The 19095-nt window shown below is 75.7% G+C and carries 4 protein-coding genes; all 4 read right to left on the minus strand.

Annotation, left to right across the window (positions count from 1 at the left end; all coding sequences use genetic code 11):
• Positions 1 to 1775, minus strand: a 1775-nt coding sequence (locus tag ACFQ8C_RS26635; protein WP_383462025.1) for a type I polyketide synthase, incomplete at its 3' end; no start/stop codon positions are given.
• A complete protein-coding gene (locus ACFQ8C_RS26640) occupies positions 1775 to 7105 on the minus strand; it encodes an SDR family NAD(P)-dependent oxidoreductase (RefSeq protein WP_383462027.1) in 5331 nt (1776 codons plus the stop codon). The genes ACFQ8C_RS26640 and ACFQ8C_RS26635, both read right to left, overlap by 1 nt.
• A complete protein-coding gene (locus ACFQ8C_RS26645) occupies positions 7105 to 17733 on the minus strand; it encodes an SDR family NAD(P)-dependent oxidoreductase (protein WP_383462029.1) in 10629 nt (3542 codons plus the stop codon). Before ACFQ8C_RS26645 ends, ACFQ8C_RS26640 begins: the two co-directional genes overlap by 1 nt.
• Positions 17733 to 19025 carry a nucleotide disphospho-sugar-binding domain-containing protein gene (locus ACFQ8C_RS26650; protein ID WP_383462031.1) on the minus strand — a complete coding sequence of 431 codons (1293 nt, stop codon included), beginning with the start codon at positions 19023 to 19025 and terminating at the stop codon, positions 17733 to 17735. The genes ACFQ8C_RS26645 and ACFQ8C_RS26650 overlap by 1 nt, the downstream gene beginning before the upstream one ends.
• Between the last annotated feature and the right edge of the window lie 70 nt (positions 19026 to 19095).

The following is a 19095-nucleotide window of genomic DNA, read 5'->3' on the forward strand; positions in this document are numbered from 1 at the left end:
GCGAACACCGGGAACGCCCCGTACAACCCACGACCCATCCCCAACCGCTGCGACCCCTGACCCCCGAACACGAACGCCGTCGGACCGTCCTCGCCCACCACTCCCGTCACCACACCACCGCGCGGCGTCTCCCCCGCCGCGACCGCGCGCAGCGCCGCCACCGCGTCGGCGGTGTCGGTGGCGACGACGATCGCCCGGTGGGGCAGGGTCGCGCGGGTGGTGCCGAGGGCGTGGGCGATGTCGACGAGGCGTGCCGGGGGGAGGGTGAGGTGTTCGGCGAGGCGGGCGGCCTGGGCGCGGAGGGCGTCGGGGCTGTGGGCGGTGACGGGGATCAGGACGGGCAGGCCGGACTCGGGAGCCGTCTCCTCGGGCGCGGGGCCGCTGTCGTCGGGCTGCTCGACGATCAGGTGGGCGTTGGTGCCACTGACGCCGAAGGACGAGACGGCGGCGCGGCGCGGTCCCTTGGCGGCGGGCCAGGGGCGGGCTTCGGTCAGCAGCTCGACACGGCCGGTGGTCCAGTCGACGCGGGTCGAGGGGCGGTCCACGTGGAGGGACTTGGGGAGCACGCCGTGGCGCATGGCCTCGACGACCTTGATGACGCCGGCGACGCCTCCGGCGGCCTGGGGGTGGCCGAGGTTGGACTTCACGGAGCCGAGCCAGAGGGGTTCGCCGTCCGCGCGCCCCTGTCCGTACGTCGCGAGGAGCGCCTGGGCCTCGATGGGGTCGCCGAGGGTCGTGCCGGTGCCGTGGGCCTCGACGAGGTCGATGTCGGTGGGGGTGAGGCGGGCGTCGGCGAGGGCCTGCCGGATCACGCGCTGCTGTGCCGGGCCGTTGGGGGCGGTGAGGCCGTTGGAGGCGCCGTCCTGGTTGACGGCGGAACCCCGGAGGACCGCGAGGACCGGGTGGCCGTTGCGGCGGGCGTCGGAGAGCCGCTCCAGGAGGAGGAGACCCGCGCCCTCGGCCCAGCCGGTGCCGTCCGCACCGTCCGCGAAGGGCTTGCAGCGGCCGTCGGGGGCGAGGCCCCGCTGGCGGCTGAAGGCGACGAAGGGGGCGGGCGTCGACATGACCATGACCCCGCCGGCGACGGCGAGGGAGCATTCCTTCTGCCGCAGGGAGCGCACGGCGAGGTGGAGGGCGACGAGCGAGGAGGAGCAGGCGGTGTCGACGGTGACGGCGGGGCCTTCGAGGCCGAAGGCGTAGGAGACGCGGCCGGAGAGGACGGCGGCGGCGTTGCCGGTGCTGAGGTAGCGCTCGATGCCCCGGGTGGCGGTCTCCTCGTCCAGGTCCTCGTAGTAGTCCTGGCCGCCGCTTCCGACGAACACGCCGACGTGCCGGCCGTGCAGGGAGTCGGGGGCGAGGGCGCCGCGTTCGAAGCACTCCCAGGCGAGTTCGAGGACGATGCGCTGCTGGGGGTCCATGGCGAGGGCCTCGCGCGGGGAGATACCGAAGAGTCCCGGGTCGAAGCCGGCGGCGTCGTCGAGGAACCCGCCCCGGCGGACGTAGCTGGTGCCGGGGCGGTCGGGGTCGGCGTCGTAGAGGGCGTCGAGGTTCCATCCCCGGTCGCGGGGGAAGTCGTCGGTGGCGTCGGTGCCGTCGGCGACGAGCCGCCACAGGTCCTCGGGGGAGCGTACGCCGCCGGGGTAGCGGCAGCTCATGGCGACGATCGCGACGGGCTCGTGCTCCTCGGTCTCCAGTTCGCGGAGCCGGGTGCGGGTGGTGTGCAGCTCGGCGGTGACGCGCTTGAGGTAGTCCAGGAGCTGGTCTTCGTTCGGCATCAGGACACTCCGAGCTCTTTGTTGATGAAGTCGATGACGTCGGCGGCGCTCGCGGTGTCCAGCCGGTCCGCGACGGTGCCGCCGTCGTCGCCCGCGACGACGTGGTCCAGCCTGCCGAGCACCGCGTGGAGCCGGGCGGTGGCGCCGGTGCGGGTGAGCGCGTCGGCGGCGGACGCCGGTTCCGTCTCCAGGGCGGCGACGGCCGCCTCCAGGCGGTCGAGCGCGGTCGGCAGGTCGGGCGTGGCCGCCGTGCGCGGGTCGCCGTGGCCGGTGCCGTCGGTGAGGGCGGCGCGCAGGTGGGCGGCGAGCGCCTGCGGGGTGGCGTGGTCGAAGGCGAGGGTGGCGGGGAGGCGGAGGCCGGTGGCCCGCTGGAGGCGGTTGCGCAGGTCGACGGCGGCGACGGAGTCGAAGCCGAGCTCCTTGAAGGCGGTCCTGGGGGCGACTGCGGCCGGGTCCTCGTGGCCCAGGACGGCCGCCGCCTCGCCCCGTACGACGTCGAGTACGGCCCTGGTGCGCTCGGCGTCCGTCAGGGTGGCGAGCCGTGCGGTGAGCGCGGAGCCGGCCGTCCCGCCGTCGGTGCCGGTGCCGGTGCCGGCGTCGGTGCCGGGGTCCGTGGCGGGCGTGCGGGGGGCGGCTTCGGGGAGGGCTCGCAGCAGGGGGCGGGGGCGGCCCAGGGTGTAGACGGGGGTGAAACGGTCCCAGTCGATGTCGGCGACGACCAGGTGCGTCTCGTCGTGGGCGAGGGCGTGGGCGAGGGCCGCGACGGCCTCGTCCGGGTCGATGCCGTTGATGCCCATGCGCCGCAGCCGGTGGCCGGCCTCCTCGTCGACCATGCCGCCGCCGGCCCAGGGGCCCCAGGCGATGGCGGTGGCCGTACGGCCCTGGGCGCGGCGTCGCTGGGCCAGCGCGTCGAGGTAGGCGTTGGCGCCCGCGTAGGCGGCCTGGCCCGCGGTGCCCCAGGCGGCGGCGCCGGAGGAGAAGAGGACGAAGGCGTCGAGGGGCCGGTCGGCGAGGAGTTCGTCGAGGTGGGCGGCGCCCGTGGCCTTGGCGCGCGCGAGGGCCGCGAAGTCGGCGAGGGTGGTGCGGGCGAGGTCGTCCGGTTCGCCGAGGAGTCCGGCGGCGTGGACGACGGTGCGCAGCGGGGGGTCGGCGGGGAGGGCGTCGAGGGTGCGGGCGAGGGCGTCGCGGTCGGCGGCGTCGCAGGCGGTGATCGTGACGGTGGCGCCGAGGGCGGTGAGTTCGGCCGTGAGTTCGGCGGCCCCCGGGGCGGCCTCGCCCCTGCGGCTGGTGAGGACGAGGTGCTCGGCGCCGTGGCGTGCCAGCCAGCGGGCCACATGGGCGCCGAGCACCCCGGTGCCGCCGGTGACGAGGGCGGTGCCGCGGGGGGTGCGGGCGGGGGTGACGGGCTCCTCGGGCGGGGCGGCGCGGACCAGGCGGCGGGCGAAGCAGCCGGTGGGGCGTACGGCGACGGCGTCCTCGGCGTCGACGCCGGCCAGCAGGGCGCACAGCCGGCGCAGCGCCCGCGGGTCGGGCGCGGGGTCGGCGGGCAGGTCGACGAGGCCGCCCCAGCTGTCGGGCCGGTCGAGGGAGAGCACGGTGCCGGTGCCCCACAGGAGCGCCTGGCCGGGGTCGGGCGCCTGCTGGAAGGGGTCGACGGCGACCGCGCCGGTGGTCACGCACCACAGCGGGGCCGCCATGCCGGTGTCGGCCAGCGCCTGCGCGAGTACGACGGTGGCGGCGGCGCCGGCGGTGAGCGGGGCGAGCTCCGGGGTGGCCCTGGGGTCCAGGGCGAGGAGGGACAGGATGCCGTCGGGCGCCGGGACGTGGTGGGTCGACGGGGTGGCCTCGGGGGCGGCGCCTTCGCGGGTGCTCGCCTCGGGGGCGGCGCCTTCGCGGGTGCTCGCCTCGCGGTCCACGGCTTCGGGCACTACGGCCTCGGGCGCCACGGCCTCGCGGTCTGTGGCCTCGGGCGCTCCGGCCTTGGGGGCGACGGCCTCGCGGAGCTGTTCGGCGGTCCGTGCCCGGTCGGGGCCGCCCGGCCGTGAGGTGTCGACGTCCAGCGGTACGACGCGGGCGCCGTGCGCGGTGAGGGCCTCGGTGATCGCCCGCACGAGTGCGGCGGTGCGCGGCGGGAGGCCGGGTCCCGCCGGAGCGGCGACGAGCCAGGTGCCGGTGACGCGGGGGCGGGCGTCGGCGGTCAGGGCGGGGCCGTGCAGCGGTTCCCACGCGACGCGGTAGCGCCTGGAGTGGGCGGCCGCGGCGTCGGCCTGGGCGTGGTGCCATGCCGCGAGGGCGGGCACGAGGCCGGTGAGGCCGGTCAGTTCGTCGGAGGCGAGACCGAGGCGGCGGCCCAGCGCGGGCAGGTCGCCGGCCGTGACGTCGGCCCAGAAGGCGTCGGTGGACGGGGTGCCCGGAGCGGAGGCGGCGGGGGTGGTGGGGGCGGGCGTGGGCGTGGTCGTGGCCTGGTCCCAGTAACGCCTGCGCTGGAAGGGGTAGGTGGGCAGGTCGACGCGGGTGCCGCCGGGGCAGACCGCGGGCCAGTGGGGGGCGGCCCCCCTGACGTACAGCTCGGCGAGCGAGGTCAGCAGCCGGACCCGGCCGCCGTCGCCGCGCCGGAGCGTGCCGGTGACGACGGTCGGCACGGGTTCGTCGCCGGGTTCGTCGCCGGGCTCGTACCGGTTCTCGGGCTCGGAGGCGTCCCGGGTGGCCGCCGGCTGCCTGTCGTCGAGCGTCTCCTGGATGCTCAGGGTGAGCACCGGGTGCGGGCTGACCTCCACGTACGTGGTGAAGCCGTCCTCCGCGAGGGTGCGCACGGCGGGTCCGAAGCCCACGGTGCGGCGCAGGTTCTCGTACCAGTAGGCGGCGTCGGGCTCGGTCCCGGTGAGCCAGTCGCCCGTGACGGTGGAGAGCATCGCGGTGTCGCCCGGGCGTGGGGCGACGGGCGCCAGATCGCCCGACAGCCGCTCCTTGAGGCGTTCGACCTGGGCGGAGTGGGAGGCGTAGTCGACCTGGACGCGCTTGGACCGGACGCCGGCGGCGGTGAGTTCGGCGGCCAGGCCGTCCAGGGCGGCTCCGTCGCCGGAGACGACGACGGAGCGGGAGCCGTTGTCGGCGGCGAGGGAGAGGGTGTGCGGGTCGTGGTCGAGGAGCAGCTTCCGGGCCTGTTCGGCGGAGAGCGCGACGGAGAGCATGCCTCCCTGGCCCGCGAGGAGTTCGCCGATGGCCCGGCTGCGCAGGGCGACGACGCGGGCGGCGTCCTCGCGGCTGAGGATGCCCGCGGCGCACGCGGCGGCGATCTCGCCCTGGGAGTGCCCGACGACGGCGTCGGGCACGATGCCGTACGAGCGCCACAGGGCGGCCAGCGACACCATGACGGCCCAGAGCGCGGGCTGTACGACGTCGACCCGCTCCAGCGGGGGCGCGTCGGCCGCGTCGCGCAGCACCCCGGTGAGCGACCAGTCGACGAACGGCGCGAGCGCCTCCTCGCAGGCGGCGATCTGGCGGGCGAACTCGGGCTCCTCGTCGAGGAGCCGTGCCGCCATGCCGGCCCATTGGGCGCCCTGGCCGGGGAACACGAAGACGGTACGGCCCCGGACGTCGGCCGTTCCCGTCACGATCCGGTCCGACGCGGCCCGCCCGCCGTCCGCCCCGCCGGCGATCTCGGCGAGGCCGGCGAGGAGGGCGTCGCGGTCGGCCCCGACGGCGACGGCACGGTGCTCCATGCCGGGACGCCCGCGCGTCAGCGTGTACGCGACGTCGGCGGCGTCCGGCCGCGGCGCCCTCCCGGGCCGTTCCCGCCCGAGGTGTTCCCGCAGGTCGGCGGCGCGGGCCCGGAGAGCCTCCGGCGTCTTGGCGGACAGCGGCCACAGGGTGGCGGCGGAAGCGGTGGACGGGGTGGAAGCGGTGGAAGCGACGGACGGGGTGCTTTCCGACGTACCCTCCGGCATGTCCCCCGGCACCTCCCCCGGCATGTCCCCCTGCACGCCCTCCGGCGTGTACTCGATGAGCACGTGCGCGTTGGTGCCGCTGAAGCCGAAGGAGGAGACGCCGGCGCGGCGGGGGCGGCCGGTCTCGGGCCACGGGACGGGGTCGGTCACCAGGCGGACGTCGCCGGCGGTCCAGTCGATGTGCTCGGACGGCTCGTCCACGTGCAGGGTGCGGGGGACCGTGCCGTGCCGGGCGGCCATCACCGTCTTGATGACGCCCGCGACGCCGGCCGCCGCCTGCGGGTGGCCGATGTTGGACTTGACCGAGCCGAGCAGCAGCGGCTGCCGGCCCTCGGCGCGGCGCCCGTACACCTCCATCAGGGCGTGCGCCTCGATGGGGTCGCCGAGGGTGGTGCCGGTGCCGTGCGCCTCCAGCACGTCGATGTCGGCGGGGGTGAGTCCGGCCCGGTCGAGCGCCTGGCGCAGCACCCGCTGCTGGGCGGGGCCGTTGGGCGCGGAGATGCCGTTGCTGGTGCCGTCCTGGTTGACGGCGGAGCCTCGGATCACGGCGAGGACCGGGTGGTTGTCGCGGCGGGCGTCGGAGAGGCGCTCCAGGAGGAGCAGCCCCGCCCCCTCGGACCAGCCGGTGCCGTCGGCTCCGGCGGCGAAGGAGCGGCAGCGCCCGTCGGGCGACAGTGCCCGCTGCCGGCTGAAGTCGACGAACATGTCGGGGGTTCCCATCACCGCGACGCCACCGGCGAGCGCGAGGCGGCTCTCTCCGCCGCGCAGCGACTGGCAGGCGAGGTGGATCGCGACGAGCGACGACGAGCAGGCCGTGTCGACGGTGAGGGCGGGGCCCTGGAGGCCGAAGTGGTAGGCGATGCGGCCCGAGGCGAGGCTGCCGCCCGGGCTGCCGCCGGCGTAGTCGTGGTACATGAGCCCGGTGAAGACGCCCGTGGCGCTGCCGTACAGGGTCTCGGGGTCGATCCCGGCGCGCTCGAACAGCTCCCAGGCGCCTTCGAGGAGGAGCCGTTCCTGGGGGGAGGCGCGCAGCGCGTCGCGCGGGCTCATGCCGAAGAAGCCGGCGTCGAACTCGCCCGCGTCGTAGAGGAATCCGCCGCGCCGGACGTAGCTGGTGCCCGGGTGCTCCGGGTCGGGGTCGTACACCCGGTCGAGGTCCCAGCCGCGGTCGGCGGGGAAGTCGCCGGTCGCGTCGGTGCCGTCGGCGACGAGCCGCCACAGGTCCTCGGGGGAGCGTACGCCGCCGGGGTAGCGGCAGCTCATGGCGACGATCGCGATCGGTTCGCCGTCGCGGTCCTCCGCCTCGCGCAGCCGCTGCTTGAGCTGTCGCAGGTCGGCGGTGGCGCGCTTGAGGTAGTCGCGCAGCCTTTCGTCGTTGGCCATCAGCCGTCGCTCCGTCCGGGGGTGCCGAGTTCCGCGTCGAGGACGGCGAAGAGTTCGTCGTCCGTCGCCGTGCTGTAGTCCGTCGCCGCCGTCCCGTCGTCGGTGGCGTGTGCGGGGCCGGGGCGGGAGCGCCCGCGCCACGTGCGCAGCAGTTGTTCCAGGCGTTCGGTGACGCGCTCGTGTCCGCCGTCGGCGGGCGCGGTGGCGAGGGCGGCCGCCAACCGGTCCAGTTCGCGGTCCAGTGCGCGGTCGGGTCCGCGGCCGGACGCGCGGCCCGGTTCGCGGCCGGATCCGAGTGCGTCCTCTCCGGCGGCACGCGGCGCGGTGGCGTCGGGGGCGGGGCCCTCGGGCGCGGTGCGCACCGTGAGGTGGGCGGCGAGGGCGGCGGGCGTCGGATGGTCGAAGACCAGCGTGGCCGGGAGCCGGAGCCCGGTCGCCGTGGTGAGCGCGTTGCGGAGCTCGACCGCCGCGAGCGAGTCGAAGCCGAGGTCCTGGAACGGGCTGCGGGGATCGAGGCGCGTGCCCCGGGCGTGCCCGAGGACCGCCGCGACCCGGTCGGCGACCAGGTCGGTCAGGGCGGCCAGGCGGGCGTCGTCGGGCAGCGCGGCGAGGCGCGCCCCGGCGTCCGGCGCGACCGTCCCCGCCGCGGGCGCCCCGGCGCGGCGCGCCGGGTGGCGGACCAGGCCGCGCAGGACCGGAGCCACCTCGCGCGGCGGCCGCGCGGAGAGCGCCTCGGGTGCGACGAGCAGCGGTACGAGGGTGGCGGCGGAGGTCCCGGAGAGCGCCGCGTCGAGGAGTGCGAGGCCGTCGGCGGCGGGCAGCGGCGGGGTGCCCAGCCGGCGCAGCCGCTCCACGGCCGCGGCGTCGAGGCGCCCGGCCATGCCGTCGGTACCGTCCCAGGGGCCCCAGGCGAGGGAGAGGGCGGGCAGTCCGGTGGCGGCGCGGTGTGCGGCGAGGCCGTCGAGGAACGCGTTGGCGGTGGCGTACGCGGTCTGTCCGGCGCCGAGCGCGACGCTCGCGGCCGACGAGAACAGCACGAAGGCGGCGAGGTCCGCGTCCCGGGTGAGCTCGTGCAGGTGCCAGGCGGCGTCCGCCTTGGGCCGCAGGACCCGGTCGAGCCGGTCCGGGGTGAGCGCCCCGACGAGTCCGCCGTCGGCGACGCCGGCGGCGTGGATCACCGCGGTGAGCGGGTGCGCGGCCGGCACGGAGGCGAGCACCGCGGCGAGCGCGTCCCGGTCGCCGACGTCACAGGCGACGAGGCGCACCCGGGCCCCGGCGCCGACGAGTTCGTCGCGGAGGGCGGCGGCACCGGGCGCGTCGCCTCCGCGCCGGCCGACCAGGAGCAGGTTCCCGACCCCGTGGGCACGGACGAGATGCCGCGCGACCAGCGCCCCGAGCCCACCGGTGCCGCCGGTGACGAGCACGGTCCCTTCGGGATCCCAGTCGGTGCGGGAGGCCGCGGGCGCGTCGGACCGGCTGCCCGCCGGGCTCGTCGCGCCCGGCCCCCCGGCCGTCGGACTGCCCGCGCCCGGTCCGCCGCCCGCCGGTGCGGCGAGGCTCAGACGGGGGACGCGCACCTCGGCGCCCCGCAGGGCCGCCTCGGGCTCGTCCGTGGACAGGACGGGCCGGAGGTCGGCCGGGGAGACGCCGGTTCCGGCCGTGTCCACCAGGACGACGCGGCCCGGGTGTTCGGACTGGGCGCCCCTGACGAGGCCCCACAGGGCCGCCGCCACCGGGTCCACGGCCGCGGCGGGTCCGTCCGCCGGCACCGCCCCGCGCGTGACGACCACCAGCCGTGCGGCGGCGAGACGCTCCGCCTCCAGCCAGGCCCGTAGCTCCCGGGCCAGCAGGTCCGCGGACTCCCTGAGGAGCCCCGGCACCGGCCCGGACGCGGGGGCCGTGGGGACGGGCAGCACCACCACGTCCGGCACGCCGTCCCGGTCCCCCTCCCCCGCCTCCACGGCCTCGACCAGTGCCCGGACGCTCGGGAAGACCGCGCCGTACCCCTCGGCGGGCGCACCCGCCGGGCCGATCAGCGCCCACCGGCCGTCGTCCGCCGCCGCGCCCGGCGGCACGGCGGACGGCACGGCGGGCCACTCCAGCCGCCACAGCGCGGCTCCGGAGGCGGTGGCGGTACGTCCCCGATCCAGCTGCCCGGCGCTCACCGGGCGCACCAGCAGCGAATCGACGGCGGCGACCGGCGCCCCCGTCGCGTCGTACAGGGCGACGGCGACCGTGTCGGGCCCGGTCGGCGTCACCCCGACCCGTACCGCCTCGGCCCCGGCCGCGTACAGCGCGACCCCGCTCCACACGAACGGCAGGAGCGTCTCCGCCTCGTCCTCCGGTCCGCCGTCGGCCCCGTCGGCCGCACCACGGCAGAGCCGTACGTGCAGCGCCGCGTCCAGCAGCGCCGGGTGCACACCGAAACCGGCCGCCCCGGCCGAACCGTCCGCGGGCAGCGCGACCTCGGCGAAGAGCTCCTCGCCGCGGCGCCAGGCCGCGCCGAGTCCCTGGAACACCGGGCCGTAGCCGTACCCCCGCCCCAGCAGCTGCCGGTACGCGTCCTGCCCGATCGGCACCGACCCCGGCGGCGGCCACTCCTCCGGCGCGGGCCGCGGCTCGGGGGCGCGGACCGCGAGCGTGCCCGACGCGTGCCGCACCCAGGCGTCGTCCGGTGCGCCGTCGATCCGGGCGTACACCGACACGGGCCGGTGCCCCGCACCGTCCGCCGCCCCGACCAGGACCTGCACCGCGACCCCGCCGTCCGCCTCGGGCAGCACCAGCGGCGCCTCCAGCGTCAGCTCGTCCACGACGGGCGTGCCGGCCTCGTCGCCCGCCCGCAGCGCCAGCTCGACGAACGCCGTACCCGGCACGACGACCCGGCCGTGCACCACGTGGTCGGCGAGCCACGGATGGGTACCGGTCGACAGCCGCCCCACCAGGGACACCCCACCCGACGCGGGATCCCTCAACGCCGCCCCGAGCAGCGGATGCCCGGCCGCCGCGAGACCGACGGCCTCCACACCGCCGGCCCCCGACACCCCGGGCCGCATCCAGTAACTCCGCCGCTGGAACGGGTAGGTGGGCAGATCGACGCCACGGGCCCCGGCCCCGGCGAAGTATCCGGCCCAGTCCACGGCGACCCCCGCCGCGAACAACCGCGCCAGCCCGTCCAGCAACTGCCGCGCCTCGTCACGGTCGCGTCGGAGGAGGGGGACGAAGGGGGTGTCGGGCGCGGTCGCGGTCAGCGCGGCGTCCGGGCCGACCTCGACGAAGCGGCCCACGGACTGGGCCCGGAGGGCGGCGAGCGCGTCCGCGAACCGGACCGGCTCACGGACCTGACGCACCCAGTACGCCGGATCGGTCAGCTCCTCCTCACCGGCCGGCGCGCCGCTGACCGTGGAGACCACGGGCAGGTCGGGGGCACGGAACTCCAGCCCCTCGACGGCCTGCCGGAAGTCCTCCAGCATCGGTTCCATGAGCGGGGAGTGGAAGGCGTGCGAGACCTTGAGGCGGGTCGTCTTGCGGCCCAGTTCCTCGAAGTGCGCCTGGAGGGCGAGGACTTCGGATTCGACACCGGAGACGACGAGCGCGCGGGGACCGTTCACGGCGGCGACCGAAACCCCGGCGGTGAGCCGGATCTCGTCCTCCGACGCCTCGACCGCGACCATCGCACCACCCTCGGGCAGCGCCTCCATCAACCGACCCCGAGCGGAAACGAGTCGGGCCGCGTCCGTCAGCGACAGCACGCCCGCCACATGCGCGGCGGCGATCTCACCCACCGAATGACCGGCTACCGCGTCGGGCCGCACGCCCCACGACTCAAGGATCCGGAAGAGGGCGACCTCGACCGCGAACAACGCCGGCTGAGCCCAACCCGTACGGTTCAGAACCTCCGCGTCCTCGCCCCACATCACCTCCCGCAAACCATCCGGAAGCTCCGCGAGCACCTCGTCCAACGCCCCCGCGAACACCGGGAACGCCTCGTACAGTCCACGACCCATCCCCAACCGCTGCGACCCCTGGCCCCCGAACACGAACGCCGTCCGCGTCTCCTCGGCCTTGGACGCCCGATCGGCGGATGCCACGAAGTCCGCGAGCTCTGCGACGAGTTCGGCGGGTGTCGTGCCGAGCACGACCTTCCGGTACTCGAAGGCGCTGCGGGCGGTGGCGAGCGTGTGGCCGACGTCCACCGGGTCGAGGCCGCTGACGCCGTCGACCCGCGCGAGCAGCCGGGCCGCCTGGTCGTGCAGGGCCTCGGGGCTGCGGGCGCTGAGCGGCCACGGGACCACGACGGGAGGTGCGGTGGGCGGACGGGGCGCGTCGAGTGGCGGCGCCTGTTCGAGGACGACGTGCGCGTTGGTGCCGCTGATGCCGAAGGACGAGATCCCCGCCCGGCGCGGGCGCCCCGTCTCGGGCCACGCCCGCGACTCCGCCAGCAGCTCCACCCGGCCCGCGTCCCAGTCGACGTGCGTGGACGGCTCGTCCACGTGGAGCGTCCTCGGCAGCTCGCCGTGGCGCATCGCCATGACCATCTTGATCACACCGGCGACACCCGCCGCCGCCTGCGTGTGCCCCAGGTTCGACTTCACCGAACCCAGCCACAACGGATCGCCGTCCCCCCGACCCTGCCCATACGTCGCCAACAACGCCTGCGCCTCGATCGGATCACCCAACGTCGTCCCCGTACCATGCGCCTCCACCACGTCCACCTCGGCGGCCGAAAGGCCGGAGACACGCAGGGCCTGCCGGATCACCCGCTGCTGGGCAGGACCGTTCGGCGCCGTCATCCCGTTCGACGCACCGTCCTGATTCACCGCCGAACCCCGCACCACCGCGAGGACACGATGACCGTTCCGCCGGGCATCCGACAGACGCTCCAGAACCAGCACCCCCACACCCTCGGCCCACCCCGTACCGTCCGCCCCCTCCGCGAACGCCCTGCACCGACCATCCGACGCCAACCCCCGCTGACGACTGAACTCCACGAACGACTCCGGAGTCGCCATCACCGTCACACCACCCGCCAACGCCAGCGAGCACTCACCCGACCGCAACGCCCCCACCGCCAGATGCAACGCCACCAACGACGACGAACACGCCGTATCCACACTCACCGCAGGCCCCTCAAGACCCAACGTGTACGCCACCCGACCGGAGATCGCGCTGCCCAGGCTGCCCGCGCCGGCGTAGTCGTAGTACATGGACCCGACGAACACCCCGGTCGGGCTGCCCTTCATCGAGCGCGGGGCGATCCCGGCCCGTTCGAAGGCCTCCCAGGAGGTCTCCATGAGGAGGCGCTGCTGCGGGTCCGTCTCGCGGGCCTCGTTCGGGCTCATCCCGAAGAAGGCGGGGTCGAAGCGGTCGGCCTCGTAGAGGAATCCGCCTTCGCGCACATAGCTCTTGCCCGGCCGCCCCACCTCGGGGTCGTAGACGCGCTCCACGTCCCAGCCGCGGTCGGTGGGGAACGGACCGATCGCGTCGGTCTCCGACACGACCAGCTCCCACAACGCCTCGGGCGAGTCGACACCACCCGGATAACGGCACGCCATACCGACGATCACCACCGGATCGTCCCCACCCTCACCCACGACGACCCGGCGGCCCACGGCAGCGTCGTCGGACGAGCCGGACACCGACGTACGGAAGTGGCCGGCGAGTTCGGTGAGCAGGCGATCGGCGACGGCCGCGCAACTCGGGTGGTCGTAGATCAGGGACGCGGGCAGCCGCACGCCCGTGACCTGGTTCAGCTCGTTGCGCAGCTGCACGGCGGTCAGCGAGTCGAAGCCCAGCTCCTTGAAGGGCCGTTCGGCGGCGACGCGGGCGCCCGACCCGTGCCCGAGCACGGCCGCGACACGGTCGCGCACGAGGTCCAGGAGCGCCTCGCGGCGCCGCTCCTCGCTCAGCGCGCCCCACCGGTCCAGCAGCCCGTCGGCGCCACCCCCACCGGATCCCCGCGTGCGCCGGGGCGGCGGGACGAGGCCGTGCCAGACCGGCTCCAGGGCAGGACCCAGGGCACGCAGGGCGGCCCGATCGAGACGGAGGGGCAGAAGGGTGGGTTCGGGGGTGGCCGTGGCCAGGTCGAAGAGGGTGAGGGCGTCGTCGGCGCCCATGGGCCCGACGCCGGTGCGGGCCAGGCGTTCCCGCTCGGCGGCACCCAGCCCCTCGACCATGCCGGTGTCCCACATGCCCCAGGCCAACGACTGCCCGGGCAGCCCCGCCGAACGACGGTACTCCGCCAACGCGTCGAGATACGCGTTACCCGCCGCGTAACCCGCCTGCCCCGGAGCACCCAACACCCCGGCCGCCGAAGAGAACGACACGAAGACCGGAGCCTGCGCGAACTCGTGCAGATGCCACCCCGCATCCACCTTCGGACGCAACACACCCGCCACCCGCTCCGCCGACAACGACGTCACCACACCGTCATCGAGGACACCGGCCGCGTGCACCACACCCGCCAGCCCACGCCCCGACAACAACGCCTCGGCCGAACCACGATCCGCCAGGTCGCACGCCACCACCTCGACGCGCGCCCCCAGCCCCTCCAACTCCCCGACCAGCACATCCGCCCCCGGCGCGGCCGGACCCGAACGACTCACCAACAACAGCTCACGCACCCCGTGCACCCGCACCAGATGCCGGGCCACCAGAGCACCCAGGGCACCCGTACCACCCGAGACCAGAACCTGCCCCTCGCCGTCCCACACCGTGCCCGGCCCGGCCGGGCCGTCCGGGGCGACACGGACCAGACGAGGCACCCACACCTCACCACCACGCACCGCGACGTCCGGCTCGGCCACCGCCCGCGCGGCCTCGGCGTCACCGTCCGCGTCGACGAGCACGAACCGTCCCGGATGCTCCGCCTGCGCCGACCGCACCAACCCCCGCACGGCGGCACCCGCGAGATCCGTCACCGACTCCCCCGGCAACGCGGCGACAGCACCACGCGTCACCACCACCAACACACCTGCGTCGAGGGCGAGATGAGACGTGACCGCGTCCAACATGGCCGCCACCGCCTCGTGCACCGCCTCCGGCGTCGCACCACCCGCCACCTCGAACACGGCGGCCTCGCCTACTGCCGCACCCGCCGGCGACCCGGATCGCCGCCATTCCGTGCGGAACAGTCCGCCGCCGTCGGCCCGGCGGCCCGCCTCGCGCAGCACGAGGGAGTCCACCGAGGCCAGCGGCCGGCCGTTCGCGTCCGCCAGTTCGAGCGTCGCGCCGGTGACGCGCACCCGCGCGGCGCCCGCGCCCGACGCGAACACCTCCACACCCCGCAGGGCGTAGGGCAGCGCCGTCCCCCCGCCCGCTCCTTCCGTCAGCGCGGTGAGCTGCAACGCCGCGTCGAGCAGGGCCGGGTGGAGCACGAAGTCCCCGGCGGTGGGGCGTGCCCGCTCGGGCAGGGCGATCTCGGCGCAGACCTCGTCGCCGTGCCGCCAGGCCGCCCGGACGCCCCGGAACGCCGGCCCGTACGCGAGTCCGGCGTCCGCCAGGGACGCGTACAGCGCGTCGACCGGCACCGGCTCCGCCCCCACGGGCGGCCACTCGGCCGGAACGTCGACCGTGCCGCCGCGGCGCGGCACCAGCACGCCCACCGCGTGCACGGTCCACTCCGCCTCGCCGCCGTCCGCGTACACCTCGACCGTCCGGCCGCCGGTGGTGCTCTCGGCGCCCACGATGACCTGCACCTGCACGGAGCCGCGCGCGGGCAGCGCGAGCGGCGCCTCCAGGGTCAGCTCCTCGATCCGTCCGCAGCCGACCTCGTCGCCCGCGCGCACCACCAGTTCCACGAAGCCCGCGGCGGGGAAGAGGACGCGGCCGTCGAAGACGTGGTCGGCCAGCCAGGGGTGCGTGGCGACGGAGAGGCGCCCCGAGAGGACGGCGCCCTTCGCGTCGGCCAGGCTGATCGGCGCGCCCAGCAGCCGGCGCGCGGAGCCGTCCCAGTCGGTGGCGGCGGTGCTGTCCCGCCAGTAGCGCTCGCGCTGGAAAGCGTACGTCGGCAACGACTCCGCCTGGGCGCGGGCGAGTCCGCCGCCGGGCCCGGCGGCGCTCCAGTCGACCGTTCCTCCGCTCACGTGCACGCGCGCGAGGGCGTCGAGGAAGGCCTCGGCCTCGTCGCGGTCACGGCGGAGGAGCGGTACGAAGGGGGTGTCGGGCGCGGTCGCGGTCAGCACCGCGTCCGGACCGACCTCGATGAACCGCCTTACGTCCAGGGCCTCCAGGGCGCCGACGGCATCCGCGAACCGCACCGGCTCGCGCACCTGGCGCACCCAGTACGCGGGGTCGGTGAACTCCTTCTCGGCCTGCGCGCCGCCGACCGTGGAGACCACGGACAACTCGGGGGCACGGAACTCCAGCCCGGCGACGGCCTGCCGGAAGTCCTCCAGCATCGGCTCCATCAACGGCGAGTGGAAGGCGTGCGAGACCTTCAGACGGGTCGTCTTACGACCCAGTGCCTCGAAGTGCGCCTGAAGAGCGAGGACTTCGGACTCGATACCGGAGACGACCAGCGCGCGCGGGCCGTTCACGGCGGCGACCGAAACCCCGGCGGTGAGCCGGACCTCGTCCTCCGACGCCTCGACCGCCACCATCGCACCACCCTCGGGCAGCGCCTCCATCAACCGACCACGAGCGGAAACGAGCCGGGCCGCGTCTCCCAGCGACAACACCCCCGCGACCTGCGCGGCGGCGATCTCGCCGATCGAGTGACCGGCGACCGCGTCGGGCCGTACGCCCCACGACTCAAGGAGCCGGAAGAGGGCGACCTCGACCGCGAACAACGCGGGCTGCGCGTTGCCCGTACGGTTCAGGGCCTCCGGATCCTCGCCCCACATCACCTCCCGCAGACCGTCCGGAAGCTCCGCGAGCACCTCGTCCAACGCCCCCGCGAACACCGGGAACGCCCCGTACAACCCACGACCCATCCCCAACCGCTGCGACCCCTGACCCCCGAACACGAACGCCGTCAGGCCGCCAGCACCCGCCTCGCCCGCCTCACTCGCCTCGCCCGCCTCTCCGGACGCGACGGCACGCAGGGCCGCCAGCACCCCGGCCCGGTCCTTCGCCGTGAAGGCGGCACGGTGCTCGAAGGCGGTCCGGGTGGTGGCCAGGGCGTGTGTGAGGGCGCGGGGTGCCCACCCGGCGCCGTCGTCGAGCCGTTCGATGTGGTCGGCCAGCCGGGCAGCCTGGGCACGCAGGGCGTCGGCGGTGCGGCCCGACAGCAGCCAGGGGAGGTCCCCCGGTGTCGTCTCCGCGTCCTCCGCCGCGCTCTCCTCCGTGGGTGCCTGTTCCACGATGACGTGGGCGTTCGTGCCGCTGAAGCCGAAGGACGAGATGCCGGCCCGGCGCGGGCGGCCCGTCTCGGGCCAGGCCCGCGACTCCGCCAGCAGCTCCACCCGCCCCGCGTCCCAGTCCACCCGCGACGACGGCTCGTCCGCGTGGAGAGAGGCCGGCAGGACGCCGTGGCGCATCGCCATGACCATCTTGATCACACCGGCGACACCCGCCGCCGCCTGCGTGTGCCCCAGGTTCGACTTCACCGAACCCAGCCACAACGGCTCCGCACCCTCCCCCCGACCCTGCCCATACGTCGCCAACAACGCCTGCGCCTCGATCGGATCACCCAGCGTCGTCCCCGTACCGTGCGCCTCCACCACGTCGACGTCGCCCGGCTCCAGGCCCGAGGCGCGCAACGCCGCGCGGATCACCCGCTGTTGTGCCGGGCCGTTGGGCACGGTGAGGCCGCTGCTGGCGCCGTCCTGGTTGACGGCGGAGCCCCGGAGCACGGCGAGTACGCGGTGGCCGTTGGCGCGGGCGTCCGACAGGCGCTCCAGGACCAGCACGCCCGCGCCTTCCGCCCAGCCGGTGCCGTCGGCGCTCTCGGCGAAGGACTTGCAGCGGCCGTCGGGGGCGAGGCCGCGCTGTTCGCTGAAGGTGACGAAGGTCTCGGGGGTGGCCATGACGGTGACGCCGCCGGCGAGCGCCAGCGCGCACTCGCCCTTGCGCAGCGACTGGGCCGCCAGGTGCAGCGCCACCAGGGAGGACGAACACGCCGTGTCCACCGTCACCGCGGGACCCTCAAGACCCAGGGTGTACGCCACGCGGCCCGAGACCACGCTGCCGCCGCCGCTGCTGTGGACGTAGTCGTGGTACATGACGCCCGCGAACACGCCGACGGGGCCGCCCTTGAGGGTGCGCGGGGGGATTCCGGCGCGTTCCAGGGCCTCCCACGAGGTTTCGAGCAGCAGGCGCTGCTGGGGGTCCATCAGTTCGGCTTCGCGGGGGCTGATGGCGAAGAAGTCGGCGTCGAACCCGGCGGCTTCGTAGAGGAATCCGCCGTGCCGGGTGTAGCTGGTGCCGGGACGCGCGGCCTCGGGGTCGTAGAGGGTGGCCTCGTCCCAGTGCCGGTCGGTGGGGAACGCGCCGATCGCGTCGCGGCCTTCCGTGACGAGGTTCCAGAGGGCGGCGGGCGAGTCGACGCCGCCGGGGTAGCGGCAGCCCATGCCGACGATCGCGACGGGTTCGTCGTGCGCGCGCTCCAGTTCGGCCACCCGGTGGCGGCTGGCGCGCAGTTCCGCGGTGGCGCGCCTGAGGTATTCGAGCAGCTTGGCCTCGTCGTCCATCAGCCGTTCAGGTCCCCGGAGTCGCGGTGGCGGGCGGTGAGCTCCTCCAGGCCGGGCACGAGGTCGCGCGGGCTGGGCCGGGAGAGCATGGCGTCGCGGGCCTTGGCGGCGCCTTCGGCGTAGGCGGGGTCGTCGAGGAGCCGGGCGAGCTGGTCGACGAGGCCGGTGGGGTCGCCGACGAGGCCCGCGCCCTGCTCTTCGAGGGCGCGCATGACGCCGGCCTCGCCCCAGATGTTGCCGGGGATGCCGAGCTGGGGCACGCCGTGGACGACGGAGGCGGCGACGGTGCCCATGCCTCCGTAGTGGACGATCGCGGCGCAGCTGGGGAGGAGGGCGTCGAGCGGCACGTAGTCGAAGAGGCGGACGTTGTCGGGGATGCGGGTGCCGGGGGGCAGCTGGTCGGCGCTGAGCGTGGCGACGACCTCGACGTCGAGGTCGGCGACGTGCCGGAGGACGTCGGCGGCGGTGATCTCCTCGCCGCCGGCGGTGCCGGTGACGCCGAGGCTGCGGCGGGTCTGGCCGAGGGTGAGGCAGACGCGGCGGCGCTTGGGCTCCTTGCGGAGCCAGGCGGGGACGACGGTGGGGCCGGTGTACGGGATGTGGCGTACGGGCCGGTGGTCCAGGTCGAGGGGGTGGCCGAGCCAGTCGGGCAGGGGGTCGATGGTGGCCTGGCCGACGACGAGGTCCTCGGCGAAGGTCGCCGGGTCGAGCCCGACGCTCTCCAGCTTGCCGGCGAGGTAGGCGGCCATGGGGTCGTCGGCGGGGCCGGCCGGGGCCGGGGAGTGTTCGGCGGCGAGCGCGAGCTGGTGGGCGCGCATGCGGGCCCAGTGGTCGGGGGCGGGCAGGATGCGGACGTGGGCGGCGCCGACGGCGCGGGCCATGACGGGCGCGGCGTAGTTGTGGGCGTCCCACAGGACGAGGTCGGGGCGCCAGGTGCGGGCGAAGCGGACCAGGTCCTTGAGCATGGTGCCGTCGGCCATGTACTCGCTGACGACGGAGGTGTAGGCGGCGAGGGTGGCGCGCACGCGGTCGGGGGTCAGCCTGGCGGGGTCGGTCTCGGCGATGTCGTAGCCGAGTCCGAAGGGGCTGTCGGTCTCCTCGGTGCCGCCGCGCGGGGCGGCGAGGCCGTCGCCGACGGAGACGGCGGTGAGCCCGGAGTGTTTGATCGCGTCGGCGATGCTCGGCTGGCTGGCGACGCAGACCTCGTGTCCCGCCGTCCGCAGGGCCCAGGCCATGGGGACGAGGTTGTTGAGGTGGGAGTTGACGGCTGAGGTGGTGACGAGGACGCGCATGGGTGGTCTCCAGCAGGCCGGGCGGCGGGCGACGGTGGGTGGGGCCGCGCGGTACGGGGCGTCGGTACGG

It is taken from the genome of Streptomyces sp. NPDC056503 (assembly GCF_042794995.1).
Lineage (GTDB): Bacteria > Actinomycetota > Actinomycetes > Streptomycetales > Streptomycetaceae > Streptomyces.